Source organism: Neobacillus terrisolis (assembly GCF_051233475.1).
Taxonomy (GTDB): domain Bacteria; phylum Bacillota; class Bacilli; order Bacillales; family Cytobacillaceae; genus Bacillus_BU.
This window is the reverse complement of record NZ_JBKFGH010000018.1, coordinates 46,630-72,405: the sequence shown is the minus strand read 5'-3', so window position 1 is coordinate 72,405 and position 25,776 is coordinate 46,630. Positions and strand designations below refer to the sequence as shown.

Sequence of the window (25,776 nt, the reverse complement as noted above, 5' to 3'; positions counted from 1 at the left end):
TTGCATGATTTCTGTTAACGATTTTCGTACTGGATTAACAATTGAGGTTGATGGTGGAATTTGGCGCGTAATGGACTTCCAACATGTTAAACCTGGAAAAGGAGCTGCGTTTGTACGTTCGAAGCTTCGTAACTTACGAAATGGAGCGATCCAAGAAAAAACATTCCGTGCTGGTGAAAAAGTGGCAAAAGCACAAATTGACAATCGCAGAATGCAATATTTATATGCAAGCGGCGATCAGCATGTATTCATGGATAATGAATCATACGAGCAGATTGAATTAGCAGCATCTGCACTTGAATATGAGCTGAAGTTTTTAAAAGAAAACATGGAAGTATCCATTATGATGTATCACGGAGAAACTCTAGGAGTTGAACTTCCAAATACAGTTGAACTTGAAGTGACTGAAACTGAACCTGGAATTAAAGGCGATACTGCTTCAGGTGGTACAAAACCTGCTACGCTTGAGACAGGGCTTATTGTTCAAGTGCCATTCTTTGTCAACCAAGGTGACCGCTTAATTATCAATACAACTGATAGCAGTTATGTATCTCGTGCATAATCATAAATAATCTAAATAAAGAAGCCTCCGTTGGTCATTAGCCAATGGAGGTTTTTGTTTTTTTATCAAAAAAACGTTACGGTCATGTATATTTCTTCACTAAATAGTAATAATTAAAATGTTTTAAGCATGATTAATGTTGCTAAAATAGTTTTTGTAATATTACCATAATCAACTTAGGAGGGGGACAACAGTGAATCGACTCACTTCTTTATTGTTTACAGCTATAGTATCGTTGATTCTATTAGCAGGCTGTGGTTCGGAAGAAAAGCTTGTATTAGATTCTAAACACAAAGAATTACCCGATTATGTGTTAAATACTTCTGAGAAAATTCAAGAAACGTATATTATGGCTGCAACCTATCCACAAGTATTGGCATCTGTGCCATGTTTTTGTGGATGCTACACCCAAGATGGTCATATAAGCAATCTTGATTGTTTTGTTGATAAATTAGGTCCAAACAACGCCGTTGTTGAATGGGACCCGATGAGTATATCCTGAGACATCTGTATCGATATCGCCCGGGAGGCGGTAGAAATGAATCAAAACGGTAAGAGTCTAAAGGAAATCAATAAGTATATTCTAGAAAAATATGAAGATTTTGGGGAACCAACACCAACTCCTACACCTAAATAAGGGGAATACTATGAAAAAAATCTTAATCGGCATCTATATTTTGGTTACGGTCGGAATTATTGTTGTGATTAGCAATAGTGGTTTATTGACAAAAAAAGATCATAAAGCGATTGAAGCTGGTGAAAAGATTTATAAACAACAATGTTTTGCTTGTCATGGCGATAATGGTAAAGGGCAGGGTGCTAAAGAGGGAACAGCCATTAATAATCAATACTATCTAAACACCTATTCCGATGAAGATATTTACAATCAAGTAAAATACGGAAGAGAAGGCACCGTAATGCCTGCGTATGGCTCTAATCTAAGTGAGCAAGACCTTAGCAACTTGGTCGCATATATTAGAAATTGGCAAAAGAAATCAATCGAGATGGAGACTCCCCAAAAAATAAGTGGAGACCCGGAAAATGGTCGGAAGCTCTATAATTTATATTGCGCTAGTTGTCATGGCAACGAAGGTGTTGGCAAGAAAAAAATGGGAACTGTCTTGGCTAGTCCACAATACCTCCAATATACAACCGATGAACAAATCTGGGATAGTACTGCATACGGACGTGAAGATACAAGAATGGCATCTTCCTTGAAAGGATTAGAAGGTGTAAGACAATTATCGGAATCTCAAATTTCTGACATTGTTACCTATATTCGAACTTTTTCAACAAAATAAATTGAAAGGGCTGACGCTTATGTGTCAGCCCTTTTTGTTATTTTTGTATTATTTGTTATAAAAAATTCGAAAATGGATGACGATATTTCCGCTTTAGTATATTAAGATTCCTTTGTAATCCTTTAGTCCTAATCGTCTGCTACGAAACTATTTGGAAAAAATAGTTTGCAACACGGTAATTGTGAATATTTTTTGTTTTTTATATGGCAAAAAGCCAACGATTTTGCCATTTAACAAAATGTTCACCGGTACCTCGACAATAGACGGTCATAAAAGATTATTATTTTTCTAAGAGGTTTATAGTAAAAAACAGATGTAATGCTTGCGAGGAGGAATAAAATGCTTAAAAAATTAGCTGCGGTTGTTGCCATTTGGGTATTGTTTGCAAATTTTGCACTTCCAAATGTAAAGGCGGCCGAAAGTTTTCCAGTAGACCAATTTCCTTATAAAGAAATGCAAATCCAAGTTATGCCTGAGTTTGATTACCCAGAGAAATGGCCGGAAGATCAGCCATCATTGCTAGTTGGGTATTATGGCACATTTACAAACAAAACAGGAAAAGATTTTAACGGAGAAATTGAGTTTCCGGCTCCTGTTAATGATAAAAATTTTGAAGTATATTTAGTTGCAGAATTTCCTTCTGATGACGAGCCAGAGATACAGCGACCTTTTGAAGTGAACAAAGACAAAGGTGTCGTAACCTGGAAGCCGTCTAAAGCCATCAAAAATGATAAAACCTATCGTTTTGTTATTGAATACTATACAAATCCTTTTGAAGTAACAGATTCAAAAAAGTTTACCTTTAATTATGTGAATCCAGTAGAAACAGAAAAACTAGATATTATTATGTATTCACCAGTAAAAGCGGAGGATTTTAAAATCGATCCAGCTGCAGCGAATACATCTGAAAGTGAATATGGTGAAAAGCTTTACTACTACCAATACACAAATGTTAAAAAGAATGAGCCTATTAATCTAAATGTTTCTTATGTAAAAAAAGATAATAAATCAACCTTATCGGTTTTAAGTGAACAAGCACCGCCAAACGATGAAAATCACAGTGGTGTAAGTGGTGACACAGCAACAGACCAAGTCCTTAATAACTCAGGGGACAACAGCAAAAAGACATCTGATCAACCGATTATCGGTATTGGCGGAGCTACAGTAATTGGGATTTCAATTATTATTGCCGGAGTTTTTGTATTCCTGGGATTAAAAGGTAATACACGGAACTCTAAACCATCTGGGACAAGCAATAAAAAAACACAGAAAAAAACGGTTGCTGAAAAATCAGCTCCGAAAGTAACTAAAAAAGATTCACAAGATCAAAAAAAGAAGCTTAGATCATTGTTGGTTAACGGGGAAATTGACGAAGAAACGTACGAAAGAGAAATTAAAAAACTAGGGTAAGGGGTAGAAATCATGAAAAAGAACACTGTGGTCATGATTGGTGGATTTATCATTGCTGGTGCTATTATTTTCCTTCTAATGGCAGCAACTCCTGGTTCAAGTGGAGTAGAGTTAAAGATGGATGAGCTTCTAAAAAATCAAGAAAAATATAGCGATGGTTATTTTGTAACGGTTGAAGGTTTATTAATTGAAGACTCGATTCAATGGGATGCAGACAAGATTGAATTAAAGTTTGATGTAAAAGATAATGACGGAAATATTATGCATGTTATTTATAATGGCGTTAAACCTGATAACTTTTCAGAAGGTGTAATCGCAATTCTACAAGGTGCTCCAACTGAAAAAGATACATTTGTTGCAGAATCAGTTAAAACTCGTTGTCCGTCCAAATACGAAGGTCAAGATATGAAAAATTACGACCCAGAAACTCATAAAGATAAGCTTAATAAAAAGCCTTCCAGCGAAGAATAATAGGCAAAACGAAAAGAAGGTGACAGAATGTATTTATTTGCTAACGCGACTATTTATGTAGGCTTTGCACTAGCCATTTACTCATTGCTGATTATGACTCTTGGGATCAGCACAAAAAATCAAAAGTATATTAACAGTGGCAAGGGGGGCGTTATCGCCCTTCTTGTTACATCATCGTTAGCGATGATCGTACTCCTATATTTACTTGGTTCATCTGCATTTGAGTATAAGTATGTGAGTGATTATACAAGTAGTGACCTGCCGCTCATTTACAAATTAACCGCTTTATGGGCAGGGAATTCAGGTTCATTATTACTATGGACATTCTTTTTAACGCTCTATATCGCAATGGTAACCTTTTCTCGCAAAATGAAAGGGAATCCAATGGTTCCTTATATTGCGTCAATCCTTTTAGCTAATGCTGTATTCTTCTTCTTTATTCTTGGTTTTGTGGCACAGCCGTTTGAGATTCAATCGCCAATCCCAACAGAGGGTAGAGGCTTAAATCCGATGCTGCAAAATCCGGGAATGATTATTCATCCAGTAACTCTTTATTTAGGGTATGTAGGATTGGCAGTCCCATTTGCATTTGCAATGGCCGCGCTTATTTTAAAGAATACCGATGACTTCTGGATTAAAATGACAAGAAGATGGACAATCATCGCATGGTTATTCTTAAGCTTAGGGAATATTTTCGGTGGCCAATGGGCATATGTTGAGCTTGGCTGGGGCGGATACTGGGCATGGGATCCGGTTGAAAATGCATCGTTTATGCCTTGGTTAACTGCTACAGCATTCTTGCATTCAGTGATGATTCAAGAACGAAAAAATATGCTTAAAGTTTGGAATATCAGCTTAATCGTAATCTCTTATGCGTTAACATTATTCGGTACGTTCTTAGTACGAAGCGGAGTATTAACATCCGTTCATGCCTTTGCAGATTCAAATTTAGGACTATATTTCTTACTGTTCATGGGTGTGGCAGTTATTGCAGCAATGTATATCTTAATGAGCCGCTACAATTTAATTAAACGCAGTGCTGGACAATTTAACTCCTATGTATCAAAAGAAAGCAGCTTCTTAATTAATAACCTATTATTAGTCGGTTCAGCATTTGCAGTTTTCTGGGGAACCATTTTCCCGCTTGTTTCAGAAGCTGTCCGTGGAACAAAGGTTACGGTGGGAATTCCGTTCTTTAATACCGTACAAGCACCGATTTTATTATCTATGATGTTTATAATGGCGGTATGTCCATTACTTGCATGGCAAAGATCAACTGTTAAAAACTTAAAGAAAAACTTCTTAATTCCAGCGATCATCGCAGTTGTTGGTATGATCTTGATGGTGGTTTTAGGAATTCAAAAAGCATGGGCTGTTATTGGATACGGCGTCATCATTCTCTTGTTCGTTACACACTATTTAGAATTCCATCGTGGGGTTAAAGCAAGAAGAAAAATGACTGGCGAAAATCCTTTTGTAGCTTTATATCGACTAATGACTAAAAATCGTCGACGTTATGGCGGCTATATTGTTCATATTGGTATAGCGTTTATCGCGATGGGAGTCATTGGCTCACAAAACTATGATTTAGAAACAATGAAGACAATTCCGATTGGCGAATCAATCGAAATTAAAGACTATAAAATTGTTTACGACACGCTAGATCAACGAAGTGAAGGAATCAATGATATTGTCTATGCAGATTTGACTGTATTTAAAAACGGCAAACGTCTTGGTTCATACCATGCTGAAAAGGTTTTCTATGGTAACTGGGAACAGCCATCTTCAGAAGTGGCGATTATCAGTTCACCAATGGAAGATCTATACATTGTATTGAGTGCTTGGGAAGACGATGGACGTGGAACATTTATTGTAAAAGTAAATCCGATGATGAACTGGATGTGGGCTGGCTCAATCTTGATTGTAATCGGATCAATATTTGCGGTATGGAGTGGCAGATATCAAAATATTACCCCTAAATATACCGGAGTAAAGAAAGAGGTGGCTTAACGTGAATAAAAAGTTTTCAATTGGGCTCCTCATGATTTTGTTTATTTTTCAAGGAACATTCGCGGTGTTGGCCGCTGATAAAAGTTCAATCAACTTAAAATCAAAGGAATTTAAGGCGGTAGCATCTCAGTTTATGTGTACTTGCGGCTGTGGTCAGGACCATTATGCCTGTGATATGGCAGGCTGTAAGAACACTGAATCGTTCAAAGCAGACCTTGTTGAAATGATGGAAAAAGGCATGGACAAAGATGAGATCCGCGAATACTATGTTAAAGCTCTTGGAGAAGAAATTTTAACATCTCCTGAAAAGAAAGGGTTTAGTCTAACTGCATGGGTTATGCCATTTGCAGCACTTGGTGGTGCTGGAACAGGAATCTTTTTTGTAATCCGTAAATGGGTTAAGAAAAGTGAATCAGGTGCAGAAATGGTGGCTGACCGACAAGAGAATGACGAAGTCGAAGAGGAGATTTTATCCAGTATCATCGACGAGGAACGAAAAAAGTATTTGTAGGATGTGAACAGTATGGAAATTTCTATCATTTCGATGATTTTAACTGCCGTTCTTGTACTAGTCTGCTTGTTTCTTGTTTTAGCCCCGTTTTTCAAATGGGATACTTACCTTCAGTTTCAAGCAAACGGTCAGGAAACAGTATCAGATAAGGAAGCATTGCTTACTACCTTAAATGAAATCGAATTCGAGCATAAAATGGGTAAACTATCTGAGGCTGATTATAAAAATTTAAAAAAGCAGTATGAGCAAGAAGTCGCCAAAATCATAAAATCAGATGAACTGCTGGTTAAAACAGCTGTAAATCCTGATATTATGGCAGATGTTGAACGTGAAATTGAAGCGGCATTAAAACGCAATAAAAAGGAGGGAGGAAAATGATTAAAAAAATCATTCTCTCCTTCCTAGCAATCATACTAATACCAACTTTAAGCGGATTTGCAAGTGCAGAGTCAAAGATTGGTGTTTCGATGGAGTATATCGTGATTAGCTCCAGCCAGGATGGATCTACTCAAATAGTAGACATGGTTTCTTATAAAAACCTTACAAATGAAGAGTATAAAGGTGATGGCCAATCAGAAGGTGTGCTATCAGTATCTCTGCCAGAGGGTGCATCTGGCCTAAAAATGGATGATGAAAAAATTAAAATTAAAGAGACTGAATCCGGTTTTATAACGACAGACTCCATTCCGGCAAACGGAACGTTTGAATTATCTTATAGTTATTTATTAGAGCAAGGAAAAGATATCGCTTTAAAATTTAATTATCAGGCTGATTCGTTTCAAATTTTAATCCCAGAAGGCTTTGGAAGCGTTGAAATAAAAGATGTTGAATTTAGTGATCTTGGATTATTGGATATGGGTGAACAAAAGTTCTGGGGATATTCAATCTCAAATATTAAACCAGATCAAACAATCACAGTTCAATATGATAAAGATAAGCAACCAGAAGGTGCTGGGACACAGTCTTCTGCAACTGAGAATGAAGATAATGCAAATGCGGGAAATGTAACGAGGGAAGCTCCGGACTTCCATAACCCAGGCCATATTCGTATGTGGGAACAATCTATGTTAAAAGATTTTGACCCTCATATACTCATGATTGTTTTGGGAGCTATTTTAATTGCAGGAGTAGGTTACTTTACTTATTTCAGAATTAAAAATAAAGCGAATGACAAGGCTACCGATAAGGAAGAAGAAGCATTTAAAATGCTGATGGCAAAACAAAAAGCAATTTTAGATAAAATTATAGAATTAGAAGAAAGTCTTGAACAAGGACAAATTTCAGAAAATGACTATCATGCCAAGTTGGAGGCCTATAAACAACATCTTGTTCAGGTTAAATTAAGCCTAAATCAATTTGTTGAATAACAACTGGTATGGGGAGGGCCTCTTTCGTGATACAAATAAAAAAACTAACAAAGCAGGCAGATACGAAATTAATCTTACGCGGTATTGACCTATCGATTGAAAAAGGTGAAACAGTTGCCATTTTAGGTCCAAATGGAGCTGGAAAAAGTACCTTATTAAAGGTGATTGCAACACTAATTAAGCCTAGTTCTGGAGAAGTTAAAATTAACGGGTTTGATTTAAAGAAAAACAGCCAAGACATTAAAAAGCTAATGGGGTACCTACCCCATTCTAGCTTGTTATATGAACACTATTCTCCACTTGAAAACCTTGTTTTCTTCGGGAATCTATATGGAGTTAAGGGTGTAGAAGAAAAAGCCATAAAACTAATAAAAGACGTTGGACTTTCATTTTTCTTAAAGGAGCCGGTAAAAAATTTTTCCCGGGGAATGATTCAACGAACAGCGATTGCGAGAGCCATTATTCACGATCCAGAGCTTCTTTTGTTAGACGAACCACATACTGGTTTGGATCAAGGCGCTATCTCCATTTTAAATGATGTCATTCTGTCAATGAAGGCAAAGGGTGCAACCACATTAATGGTCACCCATGATTTCAAGCAAGCTGCAGAAATTTGTGACCGTATTATTATCATTAAAAATGGACAAGTGGCCGATGATTTTAAGATTGATAAAAATCAATTAGATTTACTAACTGAAAAGTACTTACAGCATACGGAGGGAGTAGCATAACATGAATTTTTTCAAACACGCCCTCTTCATTGCACAAAAAGATTTATACTCTGAATTGAAGACAAAACAAGTATTGGCCACGATGATTATTTTTGCTGGGCTTACCATTTTAGTGTTCAGCTTTGCATTTGATCCATCTAACAATACAACAAGAGCGGTAATTCCAGGAGTTATTTGGGTCATAATCGTTTTTTCAGGAATTTTAGGATTAAATCGATCTTTTCTTTCAGAGCAAAAAAATGATACGATGCAGGGTCTACTCATTTCACCAATGGATCCCTCAAGTATTTATGTAGGAAAATTAATGGCAAATTTTACAATGATGATCATTGTGGAGCTTGTAGCTATTCCATTTTTGTTCCTTTTATTTGATTTTAAATACATCGGTAGCTTGCCATATTTTCTATTTGTACTACTAATTGGGAGCTTTGGCTTTATCAGTATAGGTACATTTTTAGCTTCGCTGGCGGCTAATTCTAAAAGCAGCGAAATGCTTTTGCCACTGCTGTTATTTCCGGTTACAAGCCCCATTTTAATAGGAGCGGTACAAGCGACCAGAATCATTTTGACAAATATCGAAAAGCTGCCTGATGCTATAGCTTGGATTCAGTTAATCGCTGCCTATGATGTCATCTTCTTTGTTCTTTGTTTCTTATTAATTGAATACGTGCTGGAGGTATAAAGATGAGTATGAATCTTGAAAAGAAGCAAAAGTCCTTACAGCCATCCCCACCAACAGTGGAAAAGGCTTCTATGCTTCAAAAAATATTAGGATGGGCATCCATCATTTCAGTCATTATTGGGCTATATTTAATTTTCTTCTATGCTCCCGAGGAAAAAATGATGGGAATGGTCCAAAAGATCTTTTTTGTTCATGTACCAATTGCTTGGATTGGTTTCGGGGCATTTTTTGTAACCTTTGTTTTTAGTATTCTTTATCTTGTGAAAAGAAAGCGCATTTACGATACGTACGCTTATGTATCAGCAGAAATTGGCGTTGTGTTTATCACACTTGTATTAATAACTGGAATGATTTGGGCAAAATCATCTTGGAATACTTGGTGGGCTTGGGAACCAAGGTTAACAACCTCTCTTATTCTATGGTTTATCTACGTTGCCTATGTAATGATTCGCCAGATGGACGGCGTATGGGAAAAGAAAGCAAGACTTGCTGCGGTGTTTGGGATTATCGGGTTTGTTGATGTTCCAATCGTATTTATGGCAATTCGTTGGTGGAATACTAAATTCCATCCAGTTGTTTTCGGTGAAGGAAAAGACCAATCTGGTGGTGGAATCGAACCGGAAATGCTTGTTGCATTGCTAACAATGATTGCTTTTACGACCATTCTATACTCATTCCTTCTTGTTCGAGGAGTTTCGTTTGAGAAGATGAAAATCAAGGTTGAGCAATACAAAGAGCAAGTTAGAGAATCGATTAAATAAGGAGGATGGAATAATGGGTTACATGATGGCTGCCTACATTATTTCAAGCGTTAGCATTTTAGGTTATGTCGCGTTGCATAGTATACGTCGAGCTAAACTGATAAAAGAAATTGAATTTTTGAAGCAATTAGATTCATAATTTGGACGAATTGGCCTGTTTTTAACAGGCCTCATCCTGGTACCTATACTTAATAAAACTTGAAGAAAGAGCCGGGGGAGAAGTGCTGATGAAAAAACCTAGTATCAAAATCCTCGTTTTAGCTGCTGTAATTGGCCTTTTTGTTTATTTTGGGATTTCTCTTGCAACAAAAGGTGAATATACAGGTGTTGGAGAGACTGCATATAATTTTGAATTAGAAGACCTTAACGGCAAGATGGTAAAGCTAGCCGACTACAAAGGTCAGGTTGCGGTAGTCAATTATTTTGCAACATGGTGTATCCCATGCGTTGATGAGGCGCCAGAGCTTGAAGCGTTTGAAAAGGAATACGGTGACAAGTACAAGCTGTTGATTATCGACCGCGGGGAAACACAGGACCGTGTTAAGAAATTCGTGAAAGAAAATAAAACAACTTCAACATACTTATTTGATTTTAACGATAAGGTATCGAAAGCATATAATGTTGTAGCTCAACCGGAAACCTTTGTGATTGATAAAGAAGGCGTGATCCGTGAGCACTACATCGGACCTATCACGAAAAGCGAACTATATGATTTAGTTGCAAAATATGAATAGGTTAAAGACACTATGCGCTGGCATGGTGTCTTTTTTTTGTTTAGGAATCATCAATGTAGCCAAGCAGGCATACATTTTAAATAATGAGAGGTACACCTAAGGGGGAAAGATTGTGGAAACGGTTCTAGCCTTTTTGCCAAAAACGATTGTTGATCATGTTCATAAACTACCTCCCATCTTAAAAGAAAGAATCGAGGAGATTCGGGTTCGAATAAATCGGCCTGTAGAAATAACCAGTGACGGAATCCCGCAGTTTTTGCCATATACAGCGACTGCGGAAGACGCTGTTCAGCTTTTAAATAAAATTAGTCATTTTTCAATTTACACACTTGAAGAAGAACTAAGGCGAGGCTATGTGACAATCGATGGCGGGCACCGAGTTGGTTTGGCGGGTAAGGTGATTCTTGAAGAAGGACAGGTCAAAGCGATACGAGATGTTGCTTCCTTCAATATTCGAATTGCCAAGGAAAAAATAGGGATTGCTGAACCGTTGATTCCATTTCTTTATAAAGAAAATTGGTTTCATACGATGATTATCGGTCCGCCCCAGACAGGAAAAACGACGTTGCTTCGTGATATTGCGAGGACCATATCAAGTGGCTATGCTCCATTGGAAATCTTGGCCGCCAAGGTGGGCATCGTCGATGAACGATCGGAAATAGCCGGCTCTGTTAATGGTATTCCTCAGCTTACTTTCGGTCCCAGACTGGATGTGCTCGATGCTTGTCCAAAGGCTGAAGGGATGATGATGATGATTCGTTCCATGAGCCCTGATGTATTAATTGTTGATGAAATTGGTCGGAAAGAAGATGCTGAATCAATTATTGAGGCAGTAAATGCCGGGATAAAATTAGTCATGACCACTCATGGCAATTCACTTGCTGAGGTTCAGAAACGGCCCTCTTTACGAAATATCCTTGATCAAGGTATCTTTCAGCGGTACATTGAATTAACTCGAAATAATGGCCCTGGCACCGTCTCAACTATAAAAAATGGTTCTGGTTCGGAGATTTTTAAAAAAGCGAGAGTGACATAAATGTTGAAAGTCATAGGCGCCGTGATCATTATTTTTGCGACAACATGGACAGGATTTGAGGCATCAAGACATTTAAGTGAGCGGCCTCGCCAGCTAAGACAGTTAAAATCTGCCCTTCAATCTTTAGAGGCAGAAATTATGTATGGCCACACTCCATTACATGAAGCGGCACGAAGATTATCATCGCAATTGGCGAAACCGTTATCATGGTTTTTTGAAAGCTTTTCATTAAAACTAACTAATTCTGAGACCACGGTTAAAGCCGCCTGGGAAGAAAGCTTAAACGAAGTATGGAAGCTAACGGCTTTAAAGCAGGGGGAGTTTCAAATTATGAAGCAGTTTGGCGAGACCCTTGGCCGACATGACCGGTATTCCCAACAAAAACAAATCATGCTTGCACTTGCGCATTTAGAAAGAGAAGAGTCCGATGCATATGATCGACAAGCAAAATACGAAAAAATGGTTAAGAGTCTAGGTTTTCTATCTGGCCTGCTTCTAATTATCTTGCTCATGTAAGTTTCATAAGGCTGACCAGGAATTCATAGTAAGTATAAGCTAGTTAATCAACTGATGGAGCTTAGGAGGAGAATTGATGGGTTTAGAGGTAGATATAATTTTCAAAATTGCCGGCGTAGGAATTGTAGTAGCCTTTTTGCACACCATTCTCGATCAGGTTGGAAAAAAGGAATATGCCCAATGGGTAACACTATTTGGTTTTATCTACATCCTGTTTATGGTTGCTTCAATCGTGGATGATTTGTTTCAAAAAATCAAGTCAGTTTTTCTATTTCAAGGATAAGGGGGGACCTGCGATTGAGATTCTCCAAATAGTAGGAATAGCATTAGTCTCCACCTTCTTAGCATTAATCATCAAGGAGCAAAAACCAAATTTTGCGTTTCTCCTCATTGTCTTTGTCGGTTGTGCAATCTTTTTATTCCTGGTTGATAAGATCTATGAAGTCGTAAATATGATTGAAAAAATTGCGATTAACGCAAAGGTGAACCTTGTCTATGTCGAAACGATACTGAAAATCATTGGAATTGCCTATATTGCAGAATTTGCCGCCCAAATTACCAAAGATGCCGGACAGGGAGCAGTTGCCTCGAAAATTGAATTGGCTGGTAAAATTTTGATTCTGGCAATGGCAATCCCAATATTGACCGTTATGATTGAAACCATCATTAAACTTATTCCTAATTAGTTGAGGCAAATCCCTTTTTAAACGAGGTGAAGCAATGAGGCAATGGCTGCTGCTTATTCCAATTATCTTCTTTCTGATTTTTAATTTTTTAACGATAAATGTACAAGCTGTTGAGAACGAGGAACCAACAACTACCGAAAAAATAGTTGACTCACAATTAAATAATCTGGAAATGGACGAATTAAAACAATATTGGGAAGATATCGTCAATCAGTACGGTGGGTTTCTACCAGAGAGCCAAAAGGGGAGTTTGTATGACTTTATTAAGGGAAGTAAAGATTTCTCCCTGAAAGAGTGGTCGGCCGGTTTTTTCAAATTTGTTTTTCATGAGCTGATAACAAATGGAAAATTGTTGGGTTCCTTAATCATGTTAACAGTTTTTAGCATGTTCCTTCAGTCTTTGCAAAATGCGTTTGAAAAAGGTGCGGTTAGTAAAGTAGCTTACGCAATCGTGTTTATGGTTTTAATGATTATTGCGTTAAATAGCTTCCATATTGCCATCAAATACACCAATGAAGCGATTGGAACAATGGTCGATTTTATCCTGGCGTTAATTCCGTTACTCCTTGCCTTAATTGCCTCCTCCGGTGGCTTAATCTCGGCAGCCTTTTTTCATCCGGTTATTTTATTTTTAATGAATATTAGCGGAGTATTAATTAAAAATGTAATCCTGCCAATGTTATTTTTATCAACATTGTTGAGTATTGTCAGCATTTTGTCAGAGCATTACAAAGTAACCCAGTTGGCGAAACTGCTGCGGAACTGGAGCATAGGACTGCTAGGTCTATTTTTAACGGTTTTTTTGGGGGTTATTTCTGTTCAAGGGGCTTCAACAGCTGTAACAGATGGAATTACGATCAGGACTGCTAAATTTTTAACTGGTAATTTCGTCCCGGTAATTGGAAGAATGTTTACCGATGCAACTGATACGGTGATAAGTGCCTCGGTTGTCCTTAAGAATACAGTTGGAATTGCTGGGGTGGCGATTCTCCTGCTGATTGCAGCCTTCCCGGCTATCAAAATATTAATCATTGCGTTTATTTATAAATTTGCAGCGGCAATCCTCCAACCACTAGGGGGAGGGCCGATTATCTCTTGTTTAGATATCATCAGTAAAAATGTCATCTATGTATTTGCTGCACTTGCGATTGTTTCGCTTATGTTTTTTTTAAGCATAACCGTGATTATCGCCGCTGGAAATTTGACAATGATGGTCAGGTAGGTGGATGTCCATGGATTACCTTAAAGAGTGGATTACCAATATCATCCTTTTTGTCCTGTTGGCAACGGTCTTTGATATGCTGTTACCTAATTCCAATATGCAAAAGTATACAAAAATGGTGACGGGTCTATTGTTAATCGCCATCATTTTAACTCCCATTTTTAAACTTATTTCCAGCGATTTTGAACAGGTTATGGCGTCGATTCCAAATTGGGACACCAAAAATGAAGAAAACATAGAAAATTTAATAGAAATTAAGAAAAAAGAAATAGAAACCTCGCAGCAAGCATATATTTTAGAAACAATGGCTGTCCAATTAGAGAAGGATGCTAAAGAGGAGTTGATGGATCAATACGGATTAAAGATTAGCAAAATAGATTTTCTTTTAAACGACGAACAACAGCGAGCTTTCCCGGAGAACTTGGAAAAGGTCATTGTAAAAGTCGAGCAGTCTAAGTTATCACCCGAAGCAGTAGAAGTTGTTGAACCAGTTGAAGTTAGTACGACAAAACCTCTTCCAACCGAGCCGGTTGATGAAAATGCAAAAATTGCTTCACTTCTTTCTCAAACATGGGATATAGCAGAACACACCATTGAGGTAGAAATGGTAGAAGGGGGGAAAACAGATCAGAATGGATAATGATAAAGGGCCGATATCTAGGTTAAAAAAACTGCTCTCAAATGATTCTTCAGGGAAAAAACCGGGGAAATATCAATATTTATTACTTGTGTTATTATTCGGTGCGGCCATTATGATTGTTAGTAATGTTTTAGTCAATGATAGCCCATCTAATAAAGAACTCCCCGTTTTCAACGAGAATAACGGAAATCAAGGAGATGAAGAGGTTCCGGCTTTTGGGCAAAAGAATTCGAAACAAAATGATATTATCACACAATATGAACAAGCTTATGAAAATCAGCTGAAGGAAGCATTGGAAGGGATTCAAGGTGTTGGTGATGTGACGGTAGTGGTGAATGTGGATGCGACTGAGAAACAGGTTTTAGAGAAAAACTCCAAATCACAAACACAGACTACTGATGAAACCGACCGCGAAGGCGGGAAAAGAAAGGTTGAGGATTCACAAACCGAAAATCAACTCGTTATTATCCGTGATGGAGAAAAAGAGGTTCCAATTGTTGTTGAAACGAAGAAACCTGAAATACGCGGTGTACTGGTAGTAGCAAAAGGCGCTGATAATATTCAAGTGAAAAAATGGATTATAGAAGCAGTAACTCGAGCTTTAGATGTTCCAAGTCATCGGGTTGCTGTCATGCCTAAAAAAGGTTAAGGGGGATTGTTAAGATGTTATTGAAAAAGCAAACGGTTTGGCTTCTAACCATGTTGAGTTTAGTAGTAGTGTTATCGGTTTACTATATCACTTCACCCGAACAAAAAGTAACGAATATGGCAAATGTTGAGGAGCAATCAAAAGGAATCGATAAAAAGGCAACAGGCACAACGGCGAAATCTGATGATGGCAAAACTGTTGTATCGGGAGTGGCAAGTGACGAAGTATTTGAAGCGCTACGTCTGGAATTAGAAGACCAGCGAAATGCGATGAAGGAACAATTAAATGAGATCATTGCCTCAACCGATCTTCCAGCTGAAAAGCGAAGTGAAGCCTATGATCAAATGAAACAGCTCGACGATTTGGCAACGAAGGAAAATGTATTAGAAACGTTAATTAAAACAATGGGATATGAAGATGCACTTGTTCGGGCCGATGGTGAGAAGGTAAGGATTACTGTAAAATCGAAGGATCATTCCCCTTCGGCAGCAAATGACATCATTCAACTAGTTCGGACAGAAATCGGGGAATTGGAGAATGTTGCCGTAAAATTTCAGCCAACTAAGTAGATTAAAAAATTTTTTAACACATATATAACATTTTTATTAGCTTGAATAAGGAAAATATAGTGGTTAATACTATTTGAGAGAGGGAAAGCCAGAGTCGGCTTTCCCTTTCTTATGGGGTTTTGAGAAAAAAATAAAAGATTTTTATAAATTTGAAATAAAATAAATTCACTTTCTTTTCAGAAAAGTTTATTATATTATTGTAATTTGATTAGCGACGAAAATTCAGAAGGTATTCCAATATTGAACTTTCATGTGGTATTATCGTATGATGTTAGTAGCTAGTCATAATAAAAATAATATAATTAGTGGGACAAGGAGTGTCAAAAAATGTTGAAAGTACAAGAAATTCGCGAGTTAATCAAGTTGGTAGACCAGTCAAGCATCAATGAGTTTGTTTACGAGCATGATGACTACAAAATCAAAATGAAAAAGAATGCTGAGAAAATCGTTGTTGCAGAACAAGTTGCACCAGTAGCTGCGGTTGCACCGGTAGCTGCACCAGCTGCTCCTGTTGCTGCAGTAGCGCCTGTACAACCAAAGCCTGTTGAAACTGCTGCTGTTCAAGAAGAAGTAAAAGCTCCAGTGGTAACTGCTGATGTAGAAAATCTACATAAGATTACTTCACCAATGGTTGGAACATTCTACCAAGCTCCATCACCAGATGCAGATGTGTATGTAAAAGTTGGACAAAAGGTTTCTAAAGACTCTATCGTTTGTATCGTTGAAGCTATGAAACTATTCAACGAAATCGAAGCAGAAGTGAACGGAGAAATCGTTGAAATATTAGTAAAAGACGGACAACTTGTTGAATATGGCCAACCTTTATTCTTGGTTAAGCCTGAATAAGGAGAGGTACTAACATGATAAAAAAATTATTAATCGCAAACCGTGGGGAAATTGCTGTGCGTGTCATTCGAGCTTGTCGTGAGCTTGGAATTGAATCAGTAGCAGTTTATTCTGAAGCGGATAAAGATGCCCTTCACGTGCAAATTGCTGATGAAGCATATTGCATCGGGCCTACCGCTTCAAAGGATAGTTATTTGAATGTTACCAATATTATTAGTGTAGCAAAGAAAGCTGGTTGTGACGCCATCCACCCTGGTTATGGTTTCTTAGCCGAGAATGCAAACTTTGCTGAGTTATGCCGTGACGTAAACATCATTTGGGTTGGTCCTTCTCCGGAAGCAATCAATAAAATGGGAACAAAAGACGTTGCGCGTCAAACGATGGAGCAAGCTGGAGTCCCAATCGTTCCTGGTTCAAAAGGCATTATTAAAGATGTCGAGGAAGCGCTTGAATTAGCTAATGAAATGGGATATCCGGTAATCATTAAAGCAACAGCTGGCGGAGGCGGTAAAGGTATCCGTGTCGCTCGCGATAAAGAGGAATTAGTGAAGGGTATTAATATGACCCAACAAGAAGCTGCTGCAGCTTTCGGTAATCCAGGTGTATATATTGAAAAGTATATTGAAGATTTCCGTCACGTTGAAATTCAAGTACTTGGAGATCAACACGGTAAAGTTCTTCACCTTGGAGAGCGCGATTGTACAATCCAAAGAAGATTACAAAAGCTTCTTGAGGAGTCTCCATCACCAGCTCTTGATGGTGAACTTCGTAAAGAAATGGGTGAAGCAGCAGTAAAAGCTGCGAAAGCAGTTGATTATACTGGTGCAGGCACGATAGAATTTATATATGATTATCGCAATCGTAAATTCTATTTCATGGAAATGAATACTCGGATTCAAGTTGAGCATCCTGTTACTGAAATGGTAACTGGAATTGACCTTATTAAAGAACAAATCAAAGTTGCCAATGGAGAGCCTCTCCAATACGAGCAAGAAGATATTACCTTTAATGGCTGGTCAATTGAGTGCCGAATCAACGCAGAGAACCCTGCGAAAAACTTTATGCCATCACCTGGTAAAATCAATATGTATTTAGCACCAGGCGGCTACGGAGTACGAATGGATTCAGCGGCTTATCCTGGATATTCAATTCCGCCATTTTATGATTCCATGATTGCGAAAGTCATCGTACACGGAAATACTCGTGAAGAAGCGATTGCAAAAATGAAGCGTGCATTAAGTGAATTCGTTATTGAAGGGATTCACACCACGATTCCGTTCCATTTAAAGCTTCTTAACAACGAAACATTTGTGGAAGGGCAATTCAATACAAAGTTTTTAGAATTGCATGATGTGATGAAGGAAGATTAATTTGGAGGTGCTTTATTGATGAGTGAAAATATCTTGGAGATGAATCAAGAAAACAATGGGCATGGGAAGGTTGAAATTGCTCCTGAAGTGATTGAAGTAATTGCTGGGATCGCTGCAAGCGAAGTGGAAGGCGTATCACAAATGCGCGGCAATTTTGCCACCGGCGTAGTGGAACGATTAGGTAAGAAAAATCATGGCAAAGGAGTAAAGGTCGAACTTTCGGATGAAGGCATCAAAGTAGATGTTTATTGCATTCTTAAATTTGGCATTTCGATTCCGACTGTTGCCCAAAAAATCCAAGACAATATTCGCCAAGCACTTCTTAATATGACGGCTCTTGAACCAGTAGAAGTCAACATTCATATTGTCGGAATTCAATTTGAAAACCAAAAGCATGAAAACGATTTCGAACAAGAGATTTAATAAAGAAACCAAAGGCACAATAAAGTGTCTTTGGTTTTTTTCTCTTTTTCCTTTCATTGTGCTATTATCTTAATAGGAAAATGGATAATTAAGCCGTAAAGGAGTATTTTTTTATGAAAAGAAGAACAGCGAGAGAAAAGGCTTTGCAGGCATTATTTCAGATTGACATAAGTCAATCCGAACCAAATGATGCAATTGAACATGTTTTAGAAGACCTTCCACATGACGATTACTTAACGAGTTTAGTAACTGGCGTTGTCTTACATAAACAAGAAATTGACGAATTGATTAAAAAACACTTGGAAAAGTGGACAATCGAGCGATTAGCACCGGTTGACCGCAACCTGTTAAGAATGTCCATCTTTGAATTGTTGTATTGTAAAGATAGTGTACCAGCCAATGTTGTCCTTGATGAAGCAATTGAAATTGCTAAATTGTACGGAGATGATCAATCTAGTCGTTTTATCAATGGTGTATTATCAAAGGTTAAAGAACAAACGTTATAGTAAGGCTATCATGGCTGAACAAAGGGGGAATTGGAATGAGCGCAAAACTCATTAGTGGAAAAGAAATTGCCTTGAAAAAAAAGAATGAGATTGCTAAAGAAGTTGAAGCATTAAAACAAGCCGGCGTGACTCCCGGACTTGCTGTAATTTTAGTTGGAAATAATCCTGCGTCAAGATCGTATGTCACCAGTAAAGAAAAGACTTGCAAAGAACTTGGAATGCATTCCTTATTAATCGAGCTTCCTGAAACGATTACAGAGCAGGAATTGTTAAATAAAATTGATGAATTAAATCATGATGATAAGATTCACGGTATCCTTGTTCAGCTGCCAGTGCCAGACCATATAAACGAAACAAGTATTATCGAAGCGATTTATCCTGACAAGGATGTCGATGGATTCCATCCGATTAACGTGGGTCGAATGATGACAGGGCAGGATGCATTTTTACCTTGTACGCCATACGGTGTAATGATCATGCTTAAAGAAACGGGCATTGAAATTGAAGGAAAGCATGTTGTTGTTGTGGGCAGAAGCAATATTGTTGGAAAACCACAAGGACAGTTGTTCCTAAATGAAAATGCTACCGTAACCTATTGTCATTCAAGAACGGTAGATATTAAATCGATTACGAAGCAAGCGGACATCCTAGTTGCCGCAGTAGGTAAGCCATATTTTATTACAGAAGATTTCGTCAAGCCGGGTGCCGTAGTAATTGACGTCGGAATTAATCGCAATAGCGAAGGAAAGCTTTGTGGAGATGTTGATTTCGAGAATGTTAAAGAGAAAGCGGGTTACATTACTCCAGTTCCTGGAGGAGTAGGACCAATGACGATTACGATGCTGATGTTTAATACATTAAAGTCAGCGAAAAAAGTTCTTCAAAAGCTGCAAAGCACTGGTCAAATTCGCTAAAGATAAAAAGCCTGTTCCATCCTTATAAATTGGAAAGTAGATTAATTCGCCCTATTCAGGTGACGGATTGGATTTCTAAATTTATAATAAATGGGATAGGTTTTTGTTTTTTACAGTTCCCTTAAAAAAGGAGTTCAAAATGAATGAACAACGTTATTTAACGGTGATTGCATTAACAAGATACATAAAAAGAAAATTTGATGCGGACCCCCATTTGCAAGATTGTTATGTAAAGGGGGAAATCTCCAACTTTAAACAACATTCAAGCGGTCATATGTATTTTACGCTTAAGGATGATAAAGCAAGAGTTTTAGCGGTTATGTTTGCAAGAGAGAATCGCTCCATGAAATTTCAGCCTGAAAATGGGATGCAGGTACTAATACGCGGTGACCTCACGGTTTATGAGAGTAGTGGCCAATATCAAATCTATATTAAAGAAATGAAACCAGATGGAATTGGGGAATTGTTTCTTGCTTATGAACAGTTAAAAGAAAAATTAACTAAAGAAGGTCTATTTTCTAAACAATACAAGAAAACTCTTCCTAAATACCCAAAAACAGTCGGGGTCATCACATCCCCAACAGGAGCGGCGATTCGTGATATCGTTTCCACAATCAAAAGGCGTTATCCGATTGCGAACATCTTATTACTTCCAGCACTTGTTCAGGGGGATCAAGCTGCGCCATCGATTGCAAAGGCTATTTCAACTGCAAATACGATTGGAAATATTGATGTATTGATTGTTGGACGAGGAGGTGGCTCCATTGAGGAACTGTGGGCCTTTAACGAAGAGATCGTTGTTCGTGCAATCTTTGCATCGGAAATTCCGATTATTTCAGCTGTAGGTCATGAAACTGATTTTACGATTGCTGATTTTGTTGCAGATTTAAGAGCGCCAACTCCCACTGCTGCAGCTGAACTTGCCGTGCCCCATATTGATGACTTGATTGAACGAATTCTTATTCGGAAAACTCGAATGCTTCGCGCCATGAAGGAAAAAATCAACTCACAAACGGTTCGGCTAAACAGGTTATCGAAATCTTATGCATTCCGCTATCCACAAAAGCTCTATGAACAAAAGCTTGAGCAACTCGATAAGAAAACGGAACAGCTTGTTCGAAATTCTAAAAAAGTGCTGGAGTCAAAGACAATCGAACACCAAAATCTGCATAATCGGTTAAAACGAAATGCACCTGATAAAAAAATTCTTGAAGCGAGTGTGAACCAGCAGCGCTTAACGAAAGCATTAACTCGTTCAATGCAAATTATTTTAGCCAATAAACAAACGGACTTTGCTCATCAAATAGCCAAACTTGAAGCGTTAAGTCCATTAAAAGTTATGGAACGGGGCTACAGCCTTGTTTTTTCTGAGGAACAAAAATTGATCAGTAAAATCTCTCAGGTAAAGAGGGAAGAAGATTTAACGATAAGACTTACAGATGGTAGCATTCAATGTAGAGTAACCGATATTAAAGGAGAGTAAATGATGACGAAACAACAATCTCAATCATTCGAAGATGCAATGGAAAAATTGGAGTATCTTGTTGAGAAACTTGAAGAAGGAGATGTTCCACTTGAGGAAGCCATTTCGATCTATAAAGAAGGAATGGAGCTTTCAAAGTTTTGTCATGATAAGCTTAAATTAGTTGAAGAGCAGCTTACACAGATTTTAACGGACGATGGTCAAATGGCAAGCTTTGCGGTTCAGGAGGAGGAATAATGGTGTCCAATCAATCCTTGGCCTCTTTTTCAAAAGAACATAATAATCTGCTTGAGAGCCAATTAGAGGTCTTTATTCAACAATTACAGGCTCCGAACAACCTAAAAGAATCGATGCTGTACTCATTAAAGGCAGGCGGGAAGAGAATTCGTCCTTTACTGTTATTTGCCACTCTAAGGGCCTTCGGGATCGATACAAAAGTAGGGGCGTATCCCGCAGCCGCGATTGAAATGATCCATACTTATTCATTAATTCATGATGATCTTCCGAGTATGGATGATGATGATTTGCGACGTGGTAAGCCAACCAATCACAAAGTATTTGGTGAGGCAATGGCTATATTAGCTGGCGATGGACTATTAACTTATAGCTTTGAAGTATTATCGCAAATGCCAGATCATGACGCTGATAGTCGGATGAAAATTGCTTTAATTAACCTCCTGGCAAAGTCAGCAGGTGCTGAAGGTATGGTTGGAGGACAAGTAGCCGATATTGAAGGTGAAGGAAAACAGCTGAACCTTGAGGATTTGGAGTACATCCATTTACATAAAACTGGGAAGTTGTTGGTTTGCAGCGTGATGTCAGGTGCAATACTGGCTAAGGCGAATGAAGACCAAGCCAAAAATCTTGAAGCGTTTGCTAGGCACTTAGGAATGGCTTTTCAAATTCGTGATGATATCCTTGATGTAGAAGGAAATCAGGAATTAATCGGAAAGCCGCTTGGGAGCGATACAGAAAATCTAAAAAGCACATATCCAGCCCTTTTGACAATGGAAGGGGCGAAAGCTGCCATGAATCAGCACTATGAGGCTGCAAAACAGCATCTGCGGTTAGCGGATTTAGATTCAGCACTATTAGGGGAAATTGCCGATCTAGTAGTCGCAAGAGAATATTAATATTTCGTGAATTTCGAAGAACGTTTGAGCGGTTATTCTATTTATGATATAATACAGCCGGAGTATATATAGTTAATTGTGTTAATACGAACAAATATACTGTTGGCGATAGTAAAAAAAAAGTCACGTTTTTTTTAGTAAGTGGACAATACCGATGCCGTTATCACATCTGTGTTAGCGGCTCTTTTTACAATTGCAAAAAAGTTTATCCCATTTTGTATTTTTAAATAGAGTCCCTTTCGTAAAATTTCTTAAATCTATCGTCAGAACTTCGAAACGAAAGTGAGTGATCCGTTAAATGGATCTATTATCGATTAAAAACCCTTCATTTCTTAAACAGCTTTCCAATCAAGAATTGGAAGGTCTCAGTCAAGATATCCGTAAATTTTTGATCGAAAAACTATCAAAAACAGGCGGTCATATTGGACCAAACCTTGGTGTAGTGGAATTAACGATTGCGTTACATAAATGCTTTGATAGCCCAAAAGATAAAATCATCTGGGATGTTGGTCATCAAGCATATGTGCACAAGATTCTTACCGGACGTGCTGCAGAATTTGACACATTGCGTCAATTCCATGGATTAAGCGGTTTTCCAAAGATGATGGAAAGTGAGCACGATGTGTGGGAAACAGGTCATAGCTCAACTTCACTATCTGCTGCAATGGGAATGGCGATTGCTAGGGATCTTAAAGGAGAGAGCTCCTATATTCTTCCTGTCATCGGTGATGGTGCGCTTACAGGTGGCATGGCTCTTGAGGCTCTTAACCACATTGGTCATGAAAAGAAAAATATGATTGTTATTTTAAATGACAATGAAATGTCGATCGCTCCAAATGTTGGGGCACTGCATAATGTCCTTGGCAGAATTCGGACTGCCGGCAAGTATAATCGCGTTAAAGATGAATTGGAATTGCTTCTCAATAAAATTCCAGCAGTGGGTGGAAAGCTTGCCGCAACAGCTGAAAGGGTTAAAGATAGTCTTAAGTATTTATTTGTATCAGGTGTGTTTTTTGAAGAGCTAGGTTTTACCTACTTTGGTCCGGTCGATGGCCATAATTTTGATGATTTATTTGAAAACTTTACCTACGCTAAAAAAGCGGAAGGCCCAGTTCTCTTACACGTTATAACGAAAAAAGGAAAAGGCTATCAACCTGCTGAGACGGATAAAACAGGAACATGGCATGGGACAGGGCCTTATAAAATCGAAACTGGAGATTTTGTAAAGCCGGAGAATGCTCCTCCTGCATGGAGCTCACTTGTAAGTGAGACCGTTAGAAAATTAGCGAGGACGGATTCTCGTATTGTGGCAATCACTCCGGCTATGCCTGTCGGATCTAAGCTCGAAGGCTTTGCTAGCGAGTTTCCCGACCGCATGTATGATGTTGGAATTGCCGAGCAGCATGCAGCCACCGTTGCTGCAGGACTTGCGACTCAGGATATGAAACCATTTTTAGCGATATACTCTACTTTCTTACAAAGAGCGTATGACCAAGTCGTTCATGATATTTGTCGCCAGAATTTAAATGTGTTTATTGGTATTGACCGGGCAGGATTAGTTGGAGCAGATGGTGAAACCCATCAAGGTGTATTTGACATTGCTTTCTTACGCCATGTTCCAAATCTTGTTTTGATGATGCCAAAGGACGAAAATGAAGGGCAGCACATGGTTTATACGGCGATCCAATATAATGATGGACCAATAGCATTACGTTATCCTCGTGGAAATGGCCTTGGTGTTCCGATGGATAAAGAATTAAAACCAATCGAAATTGGAACGTGGGAAGTTCTGCAAGAGGGGAAAGACGCTGCTATCTTGACTTTCGGCACGACCATTCCAATGGCATTCGAGGCAGCTTCTATTTTAGAAAAGATGGGTTATTCTGTTAAAGTGGTCAATGCGAGATTCATTAAACCGCTTGATGAAAAAATGTTAACCGAGTTATTAACAGACAATATTCCAATTTTAACAATTGAAGAAGCAATGCTGCAGGGAGGATTCGGTAGTTCTGTATTGGAATTTGCTCATGATATTGGGGCAAGCCAAGCCATCATTGACCGTTTAGGGATTCCTGACAAATTTATTGAGCATGGAGATGTTGATAAATTATTACAGGAAATCGAGTTGACCGCAGAAAGTGCTGCGAAAAGGCTGCAAATCCTCCTTGAAAAAAAGCAACAAAGGGTACTTGTTGATGAAAATTAAGAAGGAACGAATCGATGTTTTATTAGTTGAAAGAGGGCTTTTTGAAACGAGGGAAAAAGCAAAACGGGCCATTATGGCCGGTCTTGTCTATAGTAATGAAATGAGATTGGATAAACCGGGTGAAAAGGTTAGCGAGGATATTCAGTTGTCTGTTAAAGGAAATGTTCTTCCTTATGTAAGTAGAGGCGGTTTAAAGCTTGAAAAGGCCTTGAAAGAGTTCAAAATAGATGTCAAGGATAAGATTCTTCTTGATATTGGTTCTTCTACAGGAGGCTTTACAGACTGTGCTTTACAAAATGGGGCGAAAATGTCTTATGCCGTGGATGTCGGTTATAATCAATTGGCATGGAAGCTTAGACAGGATGAACGTGTCATTGTAAAGGAAAGAACGAATTTTCGTTATATGACACCAGCAGATCTTGAAAAAGGAATGCCAAATGTTGCTTCAATTGATGTTTCGTTTATTTCCTTAAAGCTAATTTTGCCAGTGCTGAAAACACTTCTCGTCCCGGAAAGTGACGTTGTTGCATTAGTTAAGCCGCAATTTGAAGCAGGGCGAGAACAAGTTGGTAAAAAAGGAATTGTCCGTGACCCAGCGGTTCACAGAAATGTCCTGGAAACCATCATAGATTTTTCGACGGAAATCGGCTTTAACGTTGTCGATCTATCCTTTTCTCCGATCACTGGAGGAGACGGAAATATTGAGTTTTTACTCCATTTACGGTGGGAAGGCGAACAGGAGAAGCCTAGCGGTGAAGTGTTATTATCACAATCCCCGGCACAAACTGTTGAAGAGGCTCATCGGGAGTTAAAAAGTAAAAAAATCAGTGAGGAATAAGCCAATGCTTATTCCTTTCTTTTTAAGAAAGGTGTGTTAAAGAGCAATGTTGATTTTGAACACTCTGTTGATTGGAGCGGAAGATGCGAGACTCCTGCGGGAGAAGGTGTCACGGGAGACCCCACAGGCGCAATGGCGCCGAGGAGAAGGAAAAGCGGAAGCGGCTTGCCCAGGGGCGACAGGCATAAGACGAGCCGGC

Annotated in this window: 32 protein-coding genes; all 32 read left to right on the top strand. The window is 38.5% G+C overall.

Features of this window, described 5'->3' with window-relative positions; genetic code table 11:
* Positions 1–4 precede the first annotated feature (4 nt).
* The 32 genes from efp to ACI48O_RS12160 all read left to right on the top strand — a co-directional run bounded on the left by efp (position 5) and on the right by ACI48O_RS12160 (position 25,577).
* Entirely contained in the window at positions 5–562 is a 558-nt protein-coding gene (efp, locus tag ACI48O_RS12315) for an elongation factor P (RefSeq protein ID WP_435562114.1), read from the top strand.
* A 193-nt stretch (positions 563–755) separates the two neighbouring features.
* A complete protein-coding gene (locus ACI48O_RS12310; protein WP_435562113.1) occupies positions 756–1,199 on the top strand; it encodes a PCYCGC motif-containing (lipo)protein in 444 nt (147 codons plus the stop codon).
* A 10-nt stretch (positions 1,200–1,209) separates the two neighbouring features.
* On the top strand, positions 1,210–1,863 hold the full coding sequence (locus ACI48O_RS12305) for a c-type cytochrome (RefSeq protein WP_435562112.1): 654 nt from the start codon (positions 1,210–1,212) through the stop codon (positions 1,861–1,863).
* Positions 1,864–2,202: 339 nt separating this feature from the next.
* Positions 2,203–3,273, top strand: coding sequence for a hypothetical protein (locus ACI48O_RS12300; RefSeq protein WP_435562111.1), 1,071 nt, complete (start codon positions 2,203–2,205; stop codon positions 3,271–3,273).
* Positions 3,274–3,285: 12 nt separating this feature from the next.
* Positions 3,286–3,744, top strand: a complete 459-nt coding sequence (locus ACI48O_RS12295; RefSeq protein ID WP_435562110.1) for a cytochrome c maturation protein CcmE — start codon at positions 3,286–3,288, stop codon at positions 3,742–3,744.
* Between the two features lie 27 nt (positions 3,745–3,771).
* The gene (locus tag ACI48O_RS12290) at positions 3,772–5,754 is read left to right on the top strand and encodes a heme lyase CcmF/NrfE family subunit (RefSeq protein ID WP_435562109.1); all 1,983 of its coding nucleotides are present in this window, start codon (positions 3,772–3,774) and stop codon (positions 5,752–5,754) included.
* Position 5,755: 1 nt separating this feature from the next.
* A complete protein-coding gene (locus tag ACI48O_RS12285) occupies positions 5,756–6,265 on the top strand; it encodes a cytochrome c-type biogenesis protein (RefSeq protein WP_435562108.1) in 510 nt (169 codons plus the stop codon).
* A gap of 12 nt (positions 6,266–6,277) precedes the next feature.
* Positions 6,278–6,643 carry a hypothetical protein gene (locus tag ACI48O_RS12280; protein WP_435562107.1) on the top strand — a complete coding sequence of 122 codons (366 nt, stop codon included), beginning with the start codon at positions 6,278–6,280 and terminating at the stop codon, positions 6,641–6,643.
* Positions 6,640–7,632, top strand: coding sequence for a hypothetical protein (locus ACI48O_RS12275; protein WP_435562106.1), 993 nt, complete (start codon positions 6,640–6,642; stop codon positions 7,630–7,632). Before ACI48O_RS12280 ends, ACI48O_RS12275 begins: the two co-directional genes overlap by 4 nt.
* 26 nt (positions 7,633–7,658) lie before the next feature.
* Positions 7,659–8,363, top strand: a complete 705-nt coding sequence (locus ACI48O_RS12270) for an ABC transporter ATP-binding protein (protein ID WP_435562105.1) — start codon at positions 7,659–7,661, stop codon at positions 8,361–8,363.
* Between the two features lies 1 nt (position 8,364).
* Positions 8,365–9,045, top strand: a complete 681-nt coding sequence (locus tag ACI48O_RS12265) for a heme exporter protein CcmB (RefSeq protein ID WP_435562104.1) — start codon at positions 8,365–8,367, stop codon at positions 9,043–9,045.
* A gap of 2 nt (positions 9,046–9,047) precedes the next feature.
* Entirely contained in the window at positions 9,048–9,806 is a 759-nt protein-coding gene (locus tag ACI48O_RS12260; RefSeq protein ID WP_435562103.1) for a cytochrome c biogenesis protein, read from the top strand.
* A 13-nt stretch (positions 9,807–9,819) separates the two neighbouring features.
* A complete protein-coding gene (locus ACI48O_RS12255) occupies positions 9,820–9,945 on the top strand; it encodes a CcmD family protein (RefSeq protein WP_435562102.1) in 126 nt (41 codons plus the stop codon).
* Between the two features lie 88 nt (positions 9,946–10,033).
* Positions 10,034–10,540: a TlpA family protein disulfide reductase gene (locus ACI48O_RS12250; RefSeq protein WP_435562101.1), complete on the top strand. Its 507-nt coding sequence runs from the start codon at positions 10,034–10,036 to the stop codon at positions 10,538–10,540.
* Positions 10,541–10,652: 112 nt separating this feature from the next.
* Positions 10,653–11,576, top strand: a complete 924-nt coding sequence (gene spoIIIAA / locus ACI48O_RS12245) for a stage III sporulation protein AA (protein ID WP_435562100.1) — start codon at positions 10,653–10,655, stop codon at positions 11,574–11,576.
* Positions 11,577–12,092 (top strand): stage III sporulation protein SpoIIIAB, encoded by a 516-nt coding sequence (gene spoIIIAB / locus ACI48O_RS12240; protein ID WP_435562099.1) that lies wholly within the window; start codon positions 11,577–11,579, stop codon positions 12,090–12,092.
* A 76-nt stretch (positions 12,093–12,168) separates the two neighbouring features.
* Positions 12,169–12,375: a stage III sporulation protein AC gene (gene spoIIIAC, locus ACI48O_RS12235; protein ID WP_009794945.1), complete on the top strand. Its 207-nt coding sequence runs from the start codon at positions 12,169–12,171 to the stop codon at positions 12,373–12,375.
* Positions 12,329–12,778, top strand: coding sequence for a stage III sporulation protein AD (gene spoIIIAD, locus ACI48O_RS12230; RefSeq protein WP_435562098.1), 450 nt, complete (start codon positions 12,329–12,331; stop codon positions 12,776–12,778). Before spoIIIAC ends, spoIIIAD begins: the two co-directional genes overlap by 47 nt.
* Before the next feature lie 34 nt (positions 12,779–12,812).
* On the top strand, positions 12,813–14,000 hold the full coding sequence (gene spoIIIAE / locus ACI48O_RS12225) for a stage III sporulation protein AE (RefSeq protein WP_435562097.1): 1,188 nt from the start codon (positions 12,813–12,815) through the stop codon (positions 13,998–14,000).
* 10 nt (positions 14,001–14,010) lie between these two features.
* A complete protein-coding gene (gene spoIIIAF, locus ACI48O_RS12220) occupies positions 14,011–14,640 on the top strand; it encodes a stage III sporulation protein AF (protein WP_435562096.1) in 630 nt (209 codons plus the stop codon).
* Complete coding sequence (gene spoIIIAG / locus ACI48O_RS12215; RefSeq protein WP_435562095.1) at positions 14,633–15,289, top strand: stage III sporulation protein AG; 657 nt, start codon at positions 14,633–14,635, stop codon at positions 15,287–15,289. The genes spoIIIAF and spoIIIAG overlap by 8 nt, the downstream gene beginning before the upstream one ends.
* Before the next feature lie 14 nt (positions 15,290–15,303).
* The gene (locus ACI48O_RS12210) at positions 15,304–15,858 is read left to right on the top strand and encodes a SpoIIIAH-like family protein (protein WP_435562094.1); all 555 of its coding nucleotides are present in this window, start codon (positions 15,304–15,306) and stop codon (positions 15,856–15,858) included.
* A gap of 327 nt (positions 15,859–16,185) precedes the next feature.
* On the top strand, positions 16,186–16,704 hold the full coding sequence (accB, locus tag ACI48O_RS12205) for an acetyl-CoA carboxylase biotin carboxyl carrier protein (RefSeq protein WP_435562093.1): 519 nt from the start codon (positions 16,186–16,188) through the stop codon (positions 16,702–16,704).
* 14 nt (positions 16,705–16,718) lie between these two features.
* Positions 16,719–18,074 carry an acetyl-CoA carboxylase biotin carboxylase subunit gene (accC, locus tag ACI48O_RS12200; RefSeq protein WP_435562092.1) on the top strand — a complete coding sequence of 452 codons (1,356 nt, stop codon included), beginning with the start codon at positions 16,719–16,721 and terminating at the stop codon, positions 18,072–18,074.
* Between the two features lie 18 nt (positions 18,075–18,092).
* Positions 18,093–18,497 carry an Asp23/Gls24 family envelope stress response protein gene (locus tag ACI48O_RS12195; protein WP_435562091.1) on the top strand — a complete coding sequence of 135 codons (405 nt, stop codon included), beginning with the start codon at positions 18,093–18,095 and terminating at the stop codon, positions 18,495–18,497.
* Positions 18,498–18,610: 113 nt separating this feature from the next.
* Positions 18,611–19,003: a transcription antitermination factor NusB gene (nusB, locus tag ACI48O_RS12190; protein WP_435562090.1), complete on the top strand. Its 393-nt coding sequence runs from the start codon at positions 18,611–18,613 to the stop codon at positions 19,001–19,003.
* Positions 19,004–19,038: 35 nt separating this feature from the next.
* Complete coding sequence (folD, locus tag ACI48O_RS12185; protein WP_435562089.1) at positions 19,039–19,917, top strand: bifunctional methylenetetrahydrofolate dehydrogenase/methenyltetrahydrofolate cyclohydrolase FolD; 879 nt, start codon at positions 19,039–19,041, stop codon at positions 19,915–19,917.
* Positions 19,918–20,056: 139 nt separating this feature from the next.
* The gene (gene xseA / locus ACI48O_RS12180) at positions 20,057–21,400 is read left to right on the top strand and encodes an exodeoxyribonuclease VII large subunit (RefSeq protein WP_435562088.1); all 1,344 of its coding nucleotides are present in this window, start codon (positions 20,057–20,059) and stop codon (positions 21,398–21,400) included.
* A 3-nt stretch (positions 21,401–21,403) separates the two neighbouring features.
* Positions 21,404–21,637: an exodeoxyribonuclease VII small subunit gene (xseB, locus tag ACI48O_RS12175; RefSeq protein ID WP_435562087.1), complete on the top strand. Its 234-nt coding sequence runs from the start codon at positions 21,404–21,406 to the stop codon at positions 21,635–21,637.
* On the top strand, positions 21,637–22,533 hold the full coding sequence (locus ACI48O_RS12170; protein WP_435562086.1) for a polyprenyl synthetase family protein: 897 nt from the start codon (positions 21,637–21,639) through the stop codon (positions 22,531–22,533). Before xseB ends, ACI48O_RS12170 begins: the two co-directional genes overlap by 1 nt.
* A gap of 298 nt (positions 22,534–22,831) precedes the next feature.
* Positions 22,832–24,739, top strand: coding sequence for a 1-deoxy-D-xylulose-5-phosphate synthase (gene dxs / locus ACI48O_RS12165; RefSeq protein ID WP_435562085.1), 1,908 nt, complete (start codon positions 22,832–22,834; stop codon positions 24,737–24,739).
* Positions 24,729–25,577 carry a TlyA family RNA methyltransferase gene (locus ACI48O_RS12160; protein WP_435562084.1) on the top strand — a complete coding sequence of 283 codons (849 nt, stop codon included), beginning with the start codon at positions 24,729–24,731 and terminating at the stop codon, positions 25,575–25,577. The genes dxs and ACI48O_RS12160 overlap by 11 nt, the downstream gene beginning before the upstream one ends.
* Positions 25,578–25,776 lie beyond the last annotated feature (199 nt).